This window comes from Levilactobacillus muriae (genome assembly GCF_045862015.1).
GTDB classification, from domain to species: domain Bacteria; phylum Bacillota; class Bacilli; order Lactobacillales; family Lactobacillaceae; genus Levilactobacillus; species Levilactobacillus muriae.
The window spans coordinates 72,011-87,695 of the sequence record NZ_BAAFRU010000002.1 but is presented as its reverse complement, the minus strand read 5'-3'; the positions used below and the strand labels follow the sequence as shown (position 1 = coordinate 87,695).

At 48.3% G+C, this 15,685-nt stretch carries 13 protein-coding genes; 4 read left to right on the top strand and 9 right to left on the bottom strand.

Annotated elements, in window-relative coordinates; all coding sequences use genetic code 11:
• Window positions 1-5 precede the first annotated feature (5 nt).
• The 3 genes from ACKTSF_RS01435 to pdhA all read right to left on the bottom strand — a co-directional run bounded on the left by ACKTSF_RS01435 (window position 6) and on the right by pdhA (window position 3,494).
• Window positions 6-1,325 carry a 2-oxo acid dehydrogenase subunit E2 gene (locus ACKTSF_RS01435; protein ID WP_407885946.1) on the bottom strand — a complete coding sequence of 440 codons (1,320 nt, stop codon included), beginning with the start codon at window positions 1,323-1,325 and terminating at the stop codon, window positions 6-8.
• Window positions 1,326-1,398: 73 nt separating this feature from the next.
• Window positions 1,399-2,376: an alpha-ketoacid dehydrogenase subunit beta gene (locus ACKTSF_RS01430; RefSeq protein ID WP_407885944.1), complete on the bottom strand. Its 978-nt coding sequence runs from the start codon at window positions 2,374-2,376 to the stop codon at window positions 1,399-1,401.
• A gap of 2 nt (window positions 2,377-2,378) precedes the next feature.
• Window positions 2,379-3,494 carry a pyruvate dehydrogenase (acetyl-transferring) E1 component subunit alpha gene (pdhA, locus tag ACKTSF_RS01425; RefSeq protein WP_407885942.1) on the bottom strand — a complete coding sequence of 372 codons (1,116 nt, stop codon included), beginning with the start codon at window positions 3,492-3,494 and terminating at the stop codon, window positions 2,379-2,381.
• A gap of 276 nt (window positions 3,495-3,770) precedes the next feature.
• On the opposite strand from pdhA, the gene def reads away from it, so the two are divergent.
• A complete protein-coding gene (def, locus tag ACKTSF_RS01420; protein WP_407885940.1) occupies window positions 3,771-4,331 on the top strand; it encodes a peptide deformylase in 561 nt (186 codons plus the stop codon).
• A gap of 85 nt (window positions 4,332-4,416) precedes the next feature.
• On the opposite strand, the gene ACKTSF_RS01415 is transcribed toward def, so the two are convergent.
• Window positions 4,417-4,914, bottom strand: coding sequence for a hypothetical protein (locus ACKTSF_RS01415; RefSeq protein WP_407885938.1), 498 nt, complete (start codon window positions 4,912-4,914; stop codon window positions 4,417-4,419).
• A 191-nt stretch (window positions 4,915-5,105) separates the two neighbouring features.
• On the opposite strand from ACKTSF_RS01415, the gene ACKTSF_RS01410 reads away from it, so the two are divergent.
• The 3 genes from ACKTSF_RS01410 to ACKTSF_RS01400 all read left to right on the top strand — a co-directional run bounded on the left by ACKTSF_RS01410 (window position 5,106) and on the right by ACKTSF_RS01400 (window position 8,587).
• A complete protein-coding gene (locus tag ACKTSF_RS01410; protein ID WP_407885936.1) occupies window positions 5,106-5,324 on the top strand; it encodes a DNA-directed RNA polymerase subunit epsilon in 219 nt (72 codons plus the stop codon).
• Window positions 5,321-7,000, top strand: coding sequence for a ribonuclease J1 (rnjA, locus tag ACKTSF_RS01405; RefSeq protein WP_407885934.1), 1,680 nt, complete (start codon window positions 5,321-5,323; stop codon window positions 6,998-7,000). Before ACKTSF_RS01410 ends, rnjA begins: the two co-directional genes overlap by 4 nt.
• Window positions 7,001-7,624: 624 nt before the next feature.
• Window positions 7,625-8,587, top strand: coding sequence for a diacylglycerol/lipid kinase family protein (locus ACKTSF_RS01400; protein WP_407885932.1), 963 nt, complete (start codon window positions 7,625-7,627; stop codon window positions 8,585-8,587).
• Window positions 8,588-8,750: 163 nt separating this feature from the next.
• Here the strand turns inward: ACKTSF_RS01400 and ACKTSF_RS01395 are convergent, their stop codons facing one another.
• The 5 genes from ACKTSF_RS01395 to tkt form a co-directional block, all read right to left on the bottom strand.
• Window positions 8,751-8,957 carry a hypothetical protein gene (locus tag ACKTSF_RS01395; RefSeq protein ID WP_407885930.1) on the bottom strand — a complete coding sequence of 69 codons (207 nt, stop codon included), beginning with the start codon at window positions 8,955-8,957 and terminating at the stop codon, window positions 8,751-8,753.
• A 146-nt stretch (window positions 8,958-9,103) separates the two neighbouring features.
• Window positions 9,104-10,600, bottom strand: a complete 1,497-nt coding sequence (locus ACKTSF_RS01390) for a LysM peptidoglycan-binding domain-containing protein (protein WP_407885928.1) — start codon at window positions 10,598-10,600, stop codon at window positions 9,104-9,106.
• A gap of 486 nt (window positions 10,601-11,086) precedes the next feature.
• Window positions 11,087-12,106: a DUF1002 domain-containing protein gene (locus ACKTSF_RS01385; RefSeq protein ID WP_407885926.1), complete on the bottom strand. Its 1,020-nt coding sequence runs from the start codon at window positions 12,104-12,106 to the stop codon at window positions 11,087-11,089.
• A gap of 114 nt (window positions 12,107-12,220) precedes the next feature.
• Complete coding sequence (locus ACKTSF_RS01380) at window positions 12,221-13,114, bottom strand: C40 family peptidase (protein ID WP_407885924.1); 894 nt, start codon at window positions 13,112-13,114, stop codon at window positions 12,221-12,223.
• Between the two features lie 313 nt (window positions 13,115-13,427).
• On the bottom strand, window positions 13,428-15,449 hold the full coding sequence (gene tkt, locus ACKTSF_RS01375) for a transketolase (protein WP_407885922.1): 2,022 nt from the start codon (window positions 15,447-15,449) through the stop codon (window positions 13,428-13,430).
• Window positions 15,450-15,685: the final 236 nt, after the last annotated feature.

The window sequence follows — 15,685 nt, the reverse complement described above, 5'->3', positions numbered from 1 at the left end:
TTCTGTCATCCTTCCATTAAAAGCATTTCTGGATCATGAAGCAATGCTTTAAGTTCATTTAAGATATTTTGAGCTAAGGCCCCGTCAATCAAACGGTGATCGTAACTCATGGAAAGCTTCAACATCCGGCCAACAACGATGTCGCCATCTTCATTAACGTAAGGTGCCTTTTCAATCCGGCCAACCCCTAAGATTGCAACTTCAGGTTGGTTGATAACTGGGGTAAACCAGCCACCACCGATTGACCCAACGTTACTGATGGTAATGGACCCACCGGCCATGGATGCTGGTGATAACTTGTTATCATAAGCAGCTTGTGAGTTTTCACTAATTTCCTTGGCAATTTCGAACATACCTTTGGAGTCCGCGTTCTTAATGTTTGGTACATACAGACCGTGTTCCGTGTTGGTAGCGATACCAATGTTGTAGTAGTGCTTCGTCACAATTTCTTGCGTCGTGTCATCGATTGAGGCATTCAGTTCTGGGAAGTCCTTCATGACAGCAACCAGTGCCTTGACAATGTAAGGCAGGAAGGTCAAATGAATGTCCTTATCAGCAGCAGCTTGTTTGTACTTCTTCCGGTTAGCCATCAGAGCTGATACTTCAACTTCATCGAATGACGTCACGTGTGGCGCAATGTCTTTGGAAGTCCGCATACTCTTGGCAATGATCTTCCGCATTGGTGACATTGGTTCACGTGTTTCCAATTCAGGCCGGTCGGCATTCCAAGGCTTGATAGCTTGGCCAGTTGCTTTAGCAGCGGCTGGCGCAGCAGGGGCAGCGGCAGCAGCGGGTGCTGGAGCAGCGGCGCCATTGAAGTTATCAATATCAGCCTTCAAAACTTGGCCATGATTCCCAGTTGGGGTTACTTGAGTAATGTCAACACCTTTGTCGCGGGCATGTTGCCGGACGGATGGCATTGCCATGACTAACTTGTTAGGATCGGATGCAGCAGGAACCCCGGTTGGTGCGGCAGCAGGTGCTGGCGCAGCAGCTTCGGCCGGTGCAGGTGCGGCTGCTGGTTCTGGTGCAGCTTCTTCAGCTGGCGCAGCATCGCCACCCTTACCTAAATCAGGAGGTGTATCGGAGCCGTCATCGATCACGATCAATGGATCGCCGATTTCAACAGTATCCCCTTCTTTTGCCACAATCTGTGAAATCGTACCATCAACAGGTGATGGTAATTCCGAAACAGACTTATCGTTTTGGATTTCGACTAATGTGTCGTCTTCCTTGACGGCGTCTCCTTCTTTAACAAGCCATGAAGAAATTTCGCCTTCGGCCATTCCTTCACCAAGCTCAGGGAGTTTGAACGTATAAGCCATGGGAAAACTTCCTTTCTTTCATTTAATGCAGGATGTTCCCACATCGTGTTTGATCTTAATTTTTAAGTTTAAGTTAATAGTTAGCGATTTCGCGTGCCTTGGCTTCGATGTCATCAGCATTTGGAATCCAATCATTTTCAGCTTGGGCAAATGGGTAAATGCTATCTGGTGCAGCTACCCGGCCGATTGGGGCGTCCAAGGACATGATCTTTTCTTCGGCAATGTCAGAAGCTACCACGGCACCAACACCGGCCATCCTTTGTGCTTCTTGAACAACAACCACCTTGTGGGTCTTGTCAACGGAAGCAAAGATGGTATCCGTGTCAATTGGAGACAGTGACCGCAAATCAATGACTTCAGCAGAAATGTTGTCCTTAGCTAAGGCATCGGCAGCTGTCAATGACTCGTTAACTTCTGCACTGTAGGCCACGATGGTAATATCAGTACCTTCGCGCACAACCTTCGCAGAATCTAACGGAACCGTGTACTTGTCATCTGGCACTTCATCCTTCATTGACCGATAAAGTTTCAGGTTTTCCATGAACAGAACTGGATCGTCGCTTTCAACGGCGGAGATGATCAGGCCCTTAGCATCGTATGGGTTAGCTGGTGTAACCACCCGCAACCCAGGGGTACTGGTAAAGTAGTTTTCCAAGTTATCGGCATGCATTTCAGCAGTATGTGTCCCACCACCAAATGGTGTCCGAACAGTAACTGGGAAGTTCTTTTGCCCACCAAACCGGTAGTGGTCACGAGCCAATTGTCCAACAATCCCATCCATTGCTTCGAACGTGAAGCCCATGAATTGGATTTCTGGAATTGGCCGCCAACCGGTCAATGATAACCCAATTGCTAACCCTAAAATACCGGATTCAGCCAACGGGGTATCGAAGACCCGGTCTTCACCATACTTGTCTTGCAAACCAATCGTAGTCCGGAAGACACCACCGTTCTTACCAACATCTTCACCGAAGATCAAAGTCTTGGGATCATCATTTAAGACTTGATCCAGACCAGAAGTGATCGCTTTAATATACGTCATTTTAGCCATGATTACTTCGACTCCTTTGCTTCGAATTCTGCAATTTGCTTCTTAACCGCTGGAGTAGGAACATTGTAAGTCCACTTCAGGAAGTCGGAAACCTTTTGTGCTGGTGCTGCTTCCGCTTCCTTCATAGCTTCCTTGAATTCGTCTTTGTATTCGTCGACTAATTTGTCTTCTTGATCTTGTGACCAAACACCCTTGTCCGTTAAGACCTTCCGCATCCGAATCAATGGATCGGCATCAAACCAAGGCTTTTCTTCTTCCTTCGTCCGGTAACGTGAAGGATCATCCCCGGCAGAGGAGTGCGCACCATAACGGTACGTTAACGTTTCAATAACCACTGGCCCATTCCCAGCAGCGGCAAAGTCACGGGCAGCTTTTGAAACTTCGTGAACGGCCACGATATCCATCCCATCAACTTGGACGGAAGGAACACCCATGGCAACCGCTTTTTGAGCTAAGGTTTCAGCACCAGTTTGCTTGTAACGTGGTACAGAAATTGCCCAACCGTTGTTTTGAACAAAGAATACGGCTGGTGCTTGGAAGGCACTGGTGAAGTTAACCCCTTCATACCAGTCCCCTTGTGATGTCCCACCATCACCGGTGTAGACGAAGGCAACGCGGTCTTCATCACCGTTTTTCTTGATCCCCAAAGCTACGCCGGCAGTTTCTACGTATTGGGCACCAATAATAATTTGTGGGAAGAGCATGTTAGGATTTTCGTGTTGGTTCCCCTCAACATGACCTTTAGACCATAAGAAACCTTTTGCAACGGTAGTCCCGTGTTGAATCATTTGTGGTAAATCACGGTATGCAGGTAATAGGAAGTCTTGTTGCTTGAATGCAGTAACACTCCCCATTTCACTAGCTTCCTCACCGGCAGTTGGAGCATAAAAACCAAGGCGACCCTGACGGGAGAAGTTCATTGTTTGTTCGTGTAACGTACGCTCCCAAACCATTTTCTTCATGAAGTCAACAAGTTGGTCATCTGAATATTTCGCCAACGTGTCTGGATCAACAACCTTCCCTTCCCGGTCAATGACTTGCACCGGGTGCTTATACGGGTCGGCCATCGTAGCTTTGATTTTGGCAAAGTCTACAATCTGTTTGCTTCCATTAGCCATAAGTAACACTTTCCTTTCACTTGATATGAAATTGTTAACATAGAGTGAGTTAACGTTGCGTTTCCTGACTACACCCCTAAAGTACCATTTTTTCACAACCGTTGCAAGCCCTTTCATTGAGGTAAATAAAGGTTTACTGTGAAATCATTGATGGTGCTTGTGAGTATCAGCTTTCGCTATTTTAAATGTATGGAAACCGTTTTCTTTCATTTCATTTTGACCGCCTGATATGTTAAAATGGATACTAGTTATGAATAAATTGCGGAGGTAATGCTCTTGTTTCTCATGAAAGATATCGTCAGAGATGGCGATCCTGTACTGCGTAAGGAAGCGGCGGAAGTCACTTTCCCTCTCTCAGAAGAGGATCAGCAACTCGCTAAAGACTTAATGGAATATTTGGTCGTCTCCCAAGACCCAGAACAATGCAAGAAGTATGGTTTGCGTGCCGGTGTCGGCCTGGCTGCTCCTCAAGTGGGTGTCTCTAAGAAGATGGCCTCCGTACTGGTTCCGCCGGCTGAAGATAACGGCAAGTCGCCCTTCACCGACGTCATCATCAACCCCGTCATCGTCTCCGAATCCGTTCAGCTTGGCGCATTGACTGAGGGTGAAGGCTGCCTATCCGTTGACAAGGAAGTGCCCGGATTCGTTCCGCGTCACGACCGGATCACGTTGCGTTACTACGACGTTAACGGCGAAAAGCACCAACTGCGGCTAAAAAACTATCCCGCTATCGTGTGTCAACACGAGATTGATCACTTACACGGGATGTTATTCTACGACCACATTGACAAGGATCAACCGTTTAGTCGTGATGAAGATACCATTATGATTGAGTAGTTGTTTGAAAAAGGACGACTTAGTTTTCACACATTTGTGAAGACCAAGTCGTCCTTTATTTTTTAGTCAAAATTAGTTCGGTTACTCACTTAACACTCAGGTCGCCCAATTTCTTTAAATCTTTCATATATTCTACGGTGGATTCATTCATCAGGTACGCGACGTCTAAATGCAGTTCGCCCGTGTAGACCCAAATATCGCTGACCACAAAAGCTGAACCGCTGACGACCGACTTCACCTCGTGATCGGCACAGAAACCAGCAAGTGCTTGGTTAAAGGACGCCTCAAGCTCCGGTAACCGGCGCTCGGTATCCAGACCAGCAGGAAAACTATACTCAAATGACATGACCCCCCTGCCCCAAACATCAGCAACTGTTTCAGCAGCTTCAATCTTACATTCGGGTTCCGTCAAGACATCTTCATTGACCAGACGTTGGAGAGCCGCTTTGACCGCCACATCCGTCTCATCCTGAGCAGACCGGCGAACAATTCTGGTCGCCCGCTGCACGATGGTCCGGTGAATCATTTCATATATCACGATGGCAATGATAATCCCAATGATGATCTCTACTATTAATGCCATGGCGTCTCCTCCGTTCACTTTGCGTTAGCTTAATCATAGCATGTTTTGTCGTCCAGTGGTAATTCTATACAATCGCCTAAAACTATGCTAAAATTGTGCTAATTGTTGTGTAAGCAACCCGCAGTTCGGAAGAACCCATGACCCGCCGTCTTACTGACGAGTTAAATTATTTTGTTAAAGGAGTTTTGTCAGTGATTTATAAAGTTTATTACCAAAACGATAAAAAACGGAATCCTAAGCGCGAGGATACCCATTCTCTCTATTTGGAAGCGGACACCGAAGTTGAAGCTCGGGCCCAAGTAGAGGCACACACGGAACACAATATCGAATTCATCGAAGCGATGGCAGGTAGTACCCTCGCTTACGAACAACAGAATCCGAACTACAAGTTAACGGAGTTCACTGAATGAACAAGTTAAACGTCAAAAATAACGAGACCGCTATCTTTGGCGTGGGTGGACTTGGTGAAATCGGGAAAAACACTTACGGTATTCAATTCCAGGACGAAATCATCCTGATCGATGCCGGAATCAAATTTCCTGAAGACGAATTATTAGGGATCGACTATGTCATTCCCGATTACCAATACCTCGTCGAGAACCAGTCTAAGATCAAGGCGCTAGTGATTACCCACGGCCACGAAGATCACATTGGTGGTATCCCGTATTTGTTAAAGGCTTTGAACGTCCCAGTCTACGCTGGTCCCTTAGCCTTAGCATTGATTAAGAACAAGCTCGAAGAACACGGATTACTTAAATCGACTGAGCTACACACAATTGACGATGATACTGTGCTTAAATTTCGGAAGATGAGCGTGACTTTCTTCCGAACGACCCACTCAATTCCCGATACGCTGGGGGTTGCTGTTCACACACCAGTCGGCACGATTGTGGAAACGGGGGACTATAAGTTCGACTTAACGCCCGTTACCAACCAGCCGCCTGATCTTCAAAAGATGGCCAAGCTGGGCGCCGATGGCGTGCTCTGTCTCATGTCAGACAGTACTAACGCCGAACGCCCCATCTGGACGAAATCTGAAAAATGGGTGGGTAAATCCATTCACAAGATTTTCGACCAGGTTGAAGGCCGGGTCATCTTTGCCACGTTCGCTTCCAACATCTCACGTATCGAGACGGCTTGTGAAGTTGCGTTGGCGCACGGACGAAAAATTGCTGTCTTTGGCCGGTCCATGGAAGCAGCCATTGTCAACGGTCGGGAACTGGGTTATTTGAACATCCCTGACGAAGCGTTAGTCGATGCTAACACCATTCGTTCCCTACCCGCTGAAAAGGTCATGATTCTATGTACCGGTTCGCAAGGTGAACCCATGGCGGCCCTTTCACGGATCGCTAATGGAACCCACCGCCAAATTTCCATTCAACCTGGCGATACCGTTGTCTTCTCCAGTAACCCAATCCCTGGGAACACCATTTCGGTGAACCGGGTCATTAATGAACTAGAAGAAGCCGGCGCAAACGTTATTCATGGTAAGGTCAACAACATTCACACTTCCGGTCACGGTGGTCAAGAAGAACAGAAGCTGATGCTCCGGCTGATGCAACCGAAATTCTTCATGCCGATTCACGGGGAGTACCGGATGTTAAAGATCCATACCGAACTGGCTGAACAGTGTGGTGTCCCATTAGACCACAGTTTCATTCTACAAAACGGGGATGTCTTGGCCTTAACGCAAGACTCTGCTCGGGTTGCGGGTCACTTTACCGCTGGCGATGTTTACATCGACGGTTCCGGTATCGGTGACATTGGTAACGTGGTCTTACGTGATCGCCAACTGCTTTCCGAAGAAGGTTTGGTTGTTGTGGTTGCTACCATCGACCTCAAGAATCAAGAAATCAAGGCTGGCCCCGACCTGCTCTCTCGTGGATTTGTCTACATGCGTGAATCCGGTGAACTGCTAAATGAAGGCCGTCGTCGTGTTTTCCAAACGATTCGTCGGGCCATGCGCAATCCCAAAGCTACCGAAGCTTCGATTAGAAATGCAGTCATTGATGACCTCCAAAACTTCCTATTTGCAAAGACGGAACGTCACCCTATGATTCTGCCAATGTTCATTATGACAAAGTAAATATGATTTGAAGAAGACGCTGTGATGGCGCCTTTTTTTGTGGCAAGAGTGCGGAGCAAGGCGAATAGGTCCCTGCGCTTAACGTCATTAAGTCAAAAAGCCTGGGCCTGGCTTTTGGGCTTAATGACGTTAAGCGCAGGGACCTGCCTTGTGCAGCACGTTTCAGCCATGTTGCATGAGAGTGAGGCTCCAAGCAGATATAACCATAGCACTCAAAGCCCGGGCTTGGCTTTTGGGCTTAATGGGGTTAAGCGCAGGGGCCTACCTTGTGCAACACGTTTCAGCCATGTTGCATAAGAGCGAGGCTCAAGCAAATATAGCCATAACATTCAAGCTCCGCGTCTAGTTTTTACCCTTATTGGGGAGTCCCAACCAAAGATAAGCTGTAATTCGCCCTTCCCAGTCAGTAAAAGAATCCCCGTCACCAAAACCACCCCAAGAAAATTAAATAGCCACCACTTCCCTCCCAATTCCTCCAGAGCTCCCTAAAAATCGGATCCTCCCTATCCCTTGTTCCCGCTTCCTTACGAAAACCTTATAACTAAGGAAAGTTCCACTAGAATCACTAGGCAGTTTGGTCGATTTCGTTTATAATAGTGAAGATTAATAATTGAGAGGAGAAGTATGGTGAGTGTCCAGTTCTATATCATCTTAAACGAGCACGCGGGCAGCGGACGTGCGAAGGACTTGTGGCCGGAAATCAAGCAACAGCTTGATGCCGCCCAGGTCTCCTATCAGCTTGCCATCTCGGAATATGCGAACCACGCGATTCTTTTAAGCGAGCAGTTTGCCAAAAAATTACCCGATGAACCCCATCAAAACTGGGTTGTCCTCGCCGTTGGTGGCGATGGCACCCTTCACGAAGCCATTAACGGCCTCACCAAGTTGCCACGGACCCACCCTATTCCGGTCGCCTACTTACCGATCGGTTCAGGCAACGACTTTGCCCGGGGCGCTGGTATGGCACTTAAATGGCAGGACGCCTTAAAACAGGTTATTCAGTGTACACATGCGACCGACTATGATATTGGGAGTTATGACGAGACTATCAAGCAGGAGCGCGGCGTCTTCACCAACAATCTTGGAATTGGCTTCGATGCCGCTATTATTTCTCAAGCCAACCAGTCCAAAACTAAAGTGTGGCTTAACAAGCACCACATGGGCAAGCTTTCCTACCTAGCGTCAGCCCTGGACGTGTACTACAATCAGACTGGCTTTACGCTAACGGTGCACGTGGGCAACCAACGGGATATTTATCCCAATGCATTCCTGGTCACCACCACCAACCACCCCTACTTCGGCGGTGGCGTGGGTATTGCCCCAGCCGCAACCATTGTCGATCACAAACTACATTTGGTTGTCATTGAAAAGCCCAACTTCTTCAAATTAATGTGGTTAGCCCTACGTCTCGTATTTAAGCGTCATTTGACGTCTAAGGCCGTTCACTACTATCAGGCATCAAGTGTCCACCTCACCGTTCCGGCCATCGAATACGGCCAATTAGACGGTGAAGAGATGGGTGGACGTTTCTTTGACGTTTATGTGGGTCTCAAACAGTATCCTTTCTGGTTTGACACGACAATTTAGGCCATTAATGGTATTTTGAAAGTAAGACTTGAAAAGGTCCTATCAGACGCAGCATTTGCTGTGTCTGATAGGACCTTTTTTTCGCTCATTATGACAATATAAAAAAGGGTGTGGTCACGACCACACCCTCTCGCCATTGGCACTGACCAACGACAGTTTATGATTAATCTTCAGAAGCATCCATTGCTTCCAGAATCATGTCTAGCTGAGCGCACTTATTACTGAGGTAGTTCATTTCCTCACCATACCGCGGTTCAATCTGTACGGTTTCACTAGTACTTTGAACAGTTGCGGATTCCTTTTCTTTCAACGTGGTTAGCTGTGAATTAGCCTGCCGATACTCTTCCAGAATCTCTACCCGATTACTCATCACTACACAACTCCTTTAACAAGTTTAGTTTTTTGATTCCCGTTTTCTTAAACGACTAAGAGGAATCATACCACTTGCTAACGGATTTGTTAACGATTATCTTAAACTTTTTCAGCGATTTTCATAAACTTTTTCCCTGCAACCGATTACTTCAGCGTCCCAGCAAAGGATGGCATGAAGTAACTGCTGATCTGTTGAACCTTAACATTTTGGCCAGGTTGTGGTGCAGCAACGAATTGATTATTGCCTAAGTAGATTGCATCATGGTAAGTGGACCCCTTCGCACCCCAGAAGAGAATGTCGCCAGGCTTAGCTGAAGCGACAGAGTGCGTTGAAACATAGGCTTCTTGCGATACCGTGTTATGTGGTAAGCTGACGCCCATTGCATTCTTGTAAACGTAAGCAACTAATCCAGAACAATCCATCCCACTGAGTGAAGAACCACCCCAGACGTAAGGAATATTGGCTGAAGCTAACTTCAGGGCTAACCCAGTCACGGAACCGCTGGTCAAGCCGGCAGTGTTCGTGGTCTTCTTAGTACTGCTGCTGGTTGCGGCCGTTGCTGAAGAACTGGTACTAGTTGTATTGCTGCTAGTTGTCGTAGACGCTTGGGCAGCCTGCTTCTTAACGGCGGATTGTGTCGTGGTCTTGATCCGTTTCGTCCGGGTCGTGGCCGTCGCATTTTGACTACTTGTCTGCGGCTGCGCTTGCGTTTGACTGCTACTGCTAGTTACGGTACTTGTACGCGCCGTACTTGGAGCCGTCGTCTGTGAGCTAGACTGCGTCGTATTGGATGACGAAGACTGACTGGACACAGCAGCTGCACGAGACTGACGCTGAACCGGTTGACTCGTACTCGTGGCACTTGGGGCCGTTGTGGACGAACTGTTAGAAGTAACTGCACTATTCGAAGTCGTGGCAGTAGCGTTACTGCTTGAATGACTTGTGACTTGTGATGTAGCGTTGACGTGATTATCCTTCACAGCTGAACTGCTCGTCCGTGATGACTTACTTGCAGCTGTTGTTGATGCGGCTTGTTTTGTCGCACTAGGGGTCTTCGTACTTGGTGTCGTGGTACCACCGGTACTGGAACTAGTAACCGCGGCGCTCTGCTTTTGCTGTTGCTTGCTAGCTGCGGCCTGCTGTTGCGCCACAATTTGAGCTTGCACCGCATTGGCTTTTTGTGTTGACTGTTGCGTTGCACTACGGGTCGTGGATGTCGTCGCATTACTCGTGGTAGACGCAACGCTCCCCTTAGGAATCGTCAGGTTCTGTCCCACACTGAGAACATCGCCATCCAGGTGATTAGCTTTTTGTAATTGTGCCACAGAAACGTGGTACTGCTGTGCTAAGTCCCACAGCGTATCACCAGATTTTACGGTGTAAGTCTTTTGGGCCTTAGCGGAACGGACTTGTAATTTCTGACCGACAAAAATCATGTCAGTCTTACTATCAATCGAATTTTGTTGTTCAAGGTCTTGAATCGAAACGCCTAACTTTTGTGAAAGTTCCCAAACGGTGTCGCCCTGCTTGACTTGAATACTATCTGCATTGGCGGTGATCGTGGCTCCGGCTGCTAAAGCACCCATGGCACTAACGACGCCGACAAGTGCTTTGGTGGTTTTTCGTTGTCCTGTACTCATTTTCAACAACACGTCCTTTTATGACTTTTTTTCAACGCAGGTGAACGTGAAAGTCCTGCTGTTCAGCAAGTAACTTCCGGTCGTTCATAGTAAATACGAATCACAAATTAATATTACCACACGTTTTGCCAGTTCCTTGTGAAATATTAAGGAAATCATAACCAATTTTTAAGCTTAAACGTTTGTTCCCATTTTTGAATTTATCATGACATTTACAGATCGAAAACGACTGTTTATGGGCTTAGAGCGCTTACACGAGGCAAACCTTTGTTCTGAAAGCCTTAAAATTTGCCTGCAATAATTCCATTGAACACCTCAAGCAGTTTCCAGGCCAAAAATGTTTGCAGAATACAAATTGCCATTGATAACGCTTTCTGTAGGTTACAACCAGCAAATTTTGTTGCGACTTTGTGAAATTTATTTTTGCGCACAAAAAAACGGGAGAAATTCTCCCGTTAGTTAGTAATCCCGCCGTTCTGACGTCCCTTAGTTGAATAGTCCTTGGAAGAACGAGACAACCTGGTGCCAGATTTGAACGAGGAAGTTTTCAGCTTTTTTAGCATCAGCACTGTTGGCAAAATCTTTCACATTGGCCATTTTGTCACCAATACTATTGGCTAAATTATTTGCAACGTTGGTCACGTTAGTCACGTAAGTCTTGCTGGTTGAGACTGGTGCTTGCTGAACCTTGCTCAGAGCAACCGCAATATTAGTAATCTGCGTTTGACTGGTTTTACCATCGACGCCCTGCTTAGCCAAGGCCTTTTCCAACATTGCTTCAATGTCAGCCTTAGTTGCCAGGTCACTCCCGTTTTGCCGTTGCTTGGCCAAGTCGGAAGAAACTGAACCGACCGCTGACATCAGCTTACCAGGATACTTCTTATCACTACTGTTATTATCAATGGCGGGTTGCGTGGCATCCAGGACCCCATTAGCAGCCTGAGTATTCTCGGAGTTCAACGTTAAGCCGTCCGCTGCCAAGGCCTTGTAGACCCCAGTCAGCGCCGACTCACCTGAAACGGACTTATCGGCCGTCACCGTGATGATGACGTCCTTGACCCCGGCCATCGTGGCAACCATGGCATACTGTTGCGAAGTAACTTCTGTAATATTATTGCTACCATTATATTCGGCAATGTTAACCTTCACACCAGTACCCGGATCAGCCGGCGCCAATGCCACGGAACTAATCATACTGGCATCGGTCGTCCCGGCTGAGTTCAAGTACTGGGCGTAATCGCTCCCAGTCGCCGTTAATGCGCTGTAATTGGATTTAACGCCCAAGGCCGAAGCCACGGCATCCTTGTCCTCGCTGGCTAACCCTGCACCATAGACCACGTAAGCCTTTGACAAGGCCTTGGTCTGAACGGTACTGCCGCTGGTTGCGGAGCTACTCGTATCACTCGTCGCATTCGTGGTATCCGCGGCAGCACTAACCATGCTACCACCAATTCCAACTGCCAGAGCAACTGCCGCCAAGCTCAAGATAACTCGCTTTAATTTCATTGTTTGCACTCTCTTTTCACTTGAATTTAACTTCCCCGGTAAACTCAGTATAGCATGAGAATCACCACGAGGACCGAATCCATAGTGACCTTAGAGAATTCTTCAGACTTGAAATTATTGCCAGAAACGCCGTGCACCGGCGTATTCAGGTGCAAAGGCAGATTTTGCCATGCTGATTTCCTCGACCTGACCACCAGGTTTAGGAGCGTGTAACATTTGCCCGGCGCCGGCGTACAGGCCCACATGATGAATGGTTCCCGTGCCATGATCCGTGGCAAAGAAGACCAGATCACCGGCCGTTAATTCTTCAGGTGCTACGGGATAACCGTTGGCAAATTGATCCTGAGCATCACGCGGTACTGGGATCCCCAACGCACGATGCAACGCATAAACAAAACCCGAACAGTCAAAACCGGCTGGGGTCAAACCACCCCACAGATAAGGCGTACTGATAAACTGGCGGCCTAATGCGAGAATCCGATCCCCATCATCCACACCAGTTACGCCGAGTTGCGCAGCCGCTGCTGGAATCTGGCCGGAGCCCAATGGTGTCACGACTTGAATCCACGCCACATCCTGGCTAGTCGTGGTTAGAATGGTTCCCATTGGCAAGGTCAGCACTGACTGTTGATCAGCATCTAGCAAAGTCGTCGTTGGCTGAACTAAGCGAACCGTGGTCGTCGGATACTCCAACTCAGCATCACTTGTCGTCAATTGCGCCATCGGAATCCAACCGGGATACCCCCGCCGTTCCAACCGATTTGCCTGGCGCGTCACAAAAACGTGGGCCCAGTCGCCCTCCTGCCGATCTAACACGACCCGATCGTTAAACAGCGCTTCAGTGACGATACCATCTGTATCAGCCAAACGCTGCCGATCAGCTGGTTGCAAGGCTGCCAGCCACGCCGTCAGATCGCCGTCCTGTAAATAAGTCTGATCAGTCTCTGTGGCTACCGTCGGTGCAGACCACACTAACGCTGTGGGAACCTTAATCCGTCGAATCTCCATTAAAACCGCCTCCAGTTTCTTTACCCCAATCTTACCAATAATTCGGTCAACTTACTAGATTGTTCTGCAACTTACGTGATTGTTTCGATAACTAGCCACTAAAGCTCTGTCAATACCGCCTCGTCTCAACATTGACGGTTTCAAGGTCAATAAAGGCGTCGGAATCTCTGACAACGGCAGATGACATTTCTTGTGAGCTGAGGCTTTCAACGTATTTTGTACGCGCCACCTTTAGTGCTCCACAAAAAAGTCACACTAGTTGCGGAAGCCTAGCGTGACTGGAGGACATAGTATTATAGTAGAAACTTTTCTTTTACAACAAGTCTAGATAGGCTTGAACGACATTTTCCGGGGTAAAACCAGCCATCTCGACGACAGCCGTTCCGTTACCACTAGCCCCAAAGTGTTCCTGCGTCAGTGCGACACCATCAAGACCAACGTACCGGTACCAACTGGCACCACTCGCCATTTCAACCGCGACTCTACGGCGGAGCTGCTTGGGCAGAACACTCTCCTGATAATCAGTAGATTGGGAACTGAATTTCTCAAAACTAGGAATGGACACCACGCGGACATCATGGCCGATCTCGGCCAACCGTTGCTGTGCATCCACAGCCAGCTTCACTTCAGAACCCGAGGCCATCAAGATACCTTCGGCTTCATGCTGGGCGTCGGTGACGATATAACCACCCCGCTTCACACCAGCGCGGACCTTTGCGGCTGGCTTTGGTAAAGTCGGCAACCCCTGTCGCGTCAAGATAATGGCCGTTGGGTGATCCGTTGCAGAAATAGCCTGTTCCCAAGCCGCAACCGTTTCATTCCCATCGGCTGGCCGGTAGACCGTCAAACCTGGGATAGACCGCAACGCCGCCAACTGTTCAACGGGTTCGTGGGTGGGGCCATCCTCCCCAACAGCTAAGGAGTCGTGGGTGAAGACATAGATGACCGGTAATTTTTGTAGCGCTGCTAACCGAATCGCTGGCTTCATGTAATCGGAGAAGACAAAGAACGTTGACCCGTAGACGCGCGTCCCGCCGTGTAATGCAATACCATTCATTGCAGCGGCTTCGGCAAATTCACGAACCCCAAACCAGAGATTCTTACCGGTTGGATTGTCCCGACTGAAGCGATCCTCGTCGGCAACGTTGGTCTTGTTTGAACTGAACAAGTCGGCTGAACCGCCCCAAAGGTTCGGGCAGGCTGCGCTCAACTGTTGGAGAATCTCATGACCGCTGGCCCGAGAAGCCAGTGCATCCTTCTTATAATACGTTGGGAGGCTCTCCGTGTAGTTAACAGGTAAGCTCTGACTAATTCCCTGTGCAAATTGCGCAGCCAAGGTGGGTTCGCCAGTAGAATAACGGGTAACTAAGTTAGACCATTCCTGATGACTAGCCCAGCCACGGGACTTCACGGTACTTTGGAACCGCTCAGTAACGGCGGCAGGAACCGTGAAGGGATCATTATCCCAGTTGTAGAAATCACGGGTAGCGGCAAGATCTTCTGCATTGAGCGGTGCGCCGTGAACCTTATTCGTGCCTTGGTGAGGACTGCCGGCACCAATCACCGTCTTGACCTCGATCAGTGTTGGCCCAGATTCATTGTCTTTAGCGGCGGTAATGGCAGCATCAATAGCGTCCAAATCATTGCCATCGGCAACCCGCAGATAGTTCCAACCGTAACTCTCAAACCGACCGGCCACATCATCATGACAAGCGTTGGAGAGCGGGCCATCTAATGAAACATCGTTTGAATCATATAAGACAATTAATTTATTTAATTTTAACTGACCGGCGAGGCTCGCTGACTCTGCAGCGACCCCTTCCATCAGATCACCATCCCCACAGATTGCGTACGTATAGTGATCGACCACGTTAAATTCGGCACGGTTATATTCGGCACCCAAGTGCATTTCAGCCATGGCCATCCCCACGGCCATCCCAATCCCTTGTCCCAAAGGACCAGTCGTGGCATCGACACCTGGCGTAACCCCATGTTCGGGATGCCCTGGGGTCTTGCTACCAACCTGACGGAAATTCATCAAATCGGCCTTGGTCAAAGCAAACCCACTGAGGTGCAGTAGACTGTAGAGCATCGCTGACCCATGACCAGCTGACAGAACGAACCGGTCGCGGTTGAACCACTGTGGGAAGGAAGGATCAATCCGCAAGTGCCGGGAGAACAAGACGTAAGCCATTGGCGAAACCCCCAAAGGTAAGCCAGGATGACCGGAACGGGCCCGCGAAATCATATCCATACTGAGCATCCGAACGGCCGTCACCGCTTGCGTATCAACTTCATCAAAATCTGCTTTTTTTACTGCTTTTTCATTCAACATTTGATAGATAACCTCACTTTTATGTAGCCGGACCATTCACGACTACCATTTTTGATTGGCACATGCATTCGTTGATTTAATCGATATCGTCAACAGCATCTCCTTGACTTTTCTAACTATACCAATTCAACCGAAATAATGCAACCACTCTTTTAAAAGTTATTCTACCAACGTTTATAATAATTGAATAACTGTATTATCAAATATACCGATTTCGTGATGTTGCAACCGGTTGT

What these genes read in the sequence shown, in the direction of transcription:
- ACKTSF_RS01435 (WP_407885946.1), bottom strand. Translation starts at nt 1,325, where the DNA reads ATGGCTTATACGTTCAAACTCCCTGAGCTTGGTGAAGGAATGGCCGAA.
- ACKTSF_RS01430 (WP_407885944.1), bottom strand. Translation starts at nt 2,376, where the DNA reads ATGGCTAAAATGACGTATATTAAAGCGATCACTTCTGGTCTGGATCAA.
- pdhA (WP_407885942.1), bottom strand. Translation starts at nt 3,494, where the DNA reads ATGGCTAATGGAAGCAAACAGATTGTAGACTTTGCCAAAATCAAAGCT.
- ACKTSF_RS01415 (WP_407885938.1), bottom strand. Translation starts at nt 4,914, where the DNA reads ATGGCATTAATAGTAGAGATCATCATTGGGATTATCATTGCCATCGTG.
- rnjA (WP_407885934.1), top strand. Translation starts at nt 5,321, where the DNA reads ATGAACAAGTTAAACGTCAAAAATAACGAGACCGCTATCTTTGGCGTG.
- ACKTSF_RS01400 (WP_407885932.1), top strand. Translation starts at nt 7,625, where the DNA reads ATGGTGAGTGTCCAGTTCTATATCATCTTAAACGAGCACGCGGGCAGC.
- ACKTSF_RS01395 (WP_407885930.1), bottom strand. Translation starts at nt 8,957, where the DNA reads ATGAGTAATCGGGTAGAGATTCTGGAAGAGTATCGGCAGGCTAATTCA.
- ACKTSF_RS01390 (WP_407885928.1), bottom strand. Translation starts at nt 10,600, where the DNA reads ATGAGTACAGGACAACGAAAAACCACCAAAGCACTTGTCGGCGTCGTT.
- ACKTSF_RS01385 (WP_407885926.1), bottom strand. Translation starts at nt 12,106, where the DNA reads ATGAAATTAAAGCGAGTTATCTTGAGCTTGGCGGCAGTTGCTCTGGCA.
- ACKTSF_RS01380 (WP_407885924.1), bottom strand. Translation starts at nt 13,114, where the DNA reads ATGGAGATTCGACGGATTAAGGTTCCCACAGCGTTAGTGTGGTCTGCA.
- tkt (WP_407885922.1), bottom strand. Translation starts at nt 15,449, where the DNA reads ATGTTGAATGAAAAAGCAGTAAAAAAAGCAGATTTTGATGAAGTTGAT.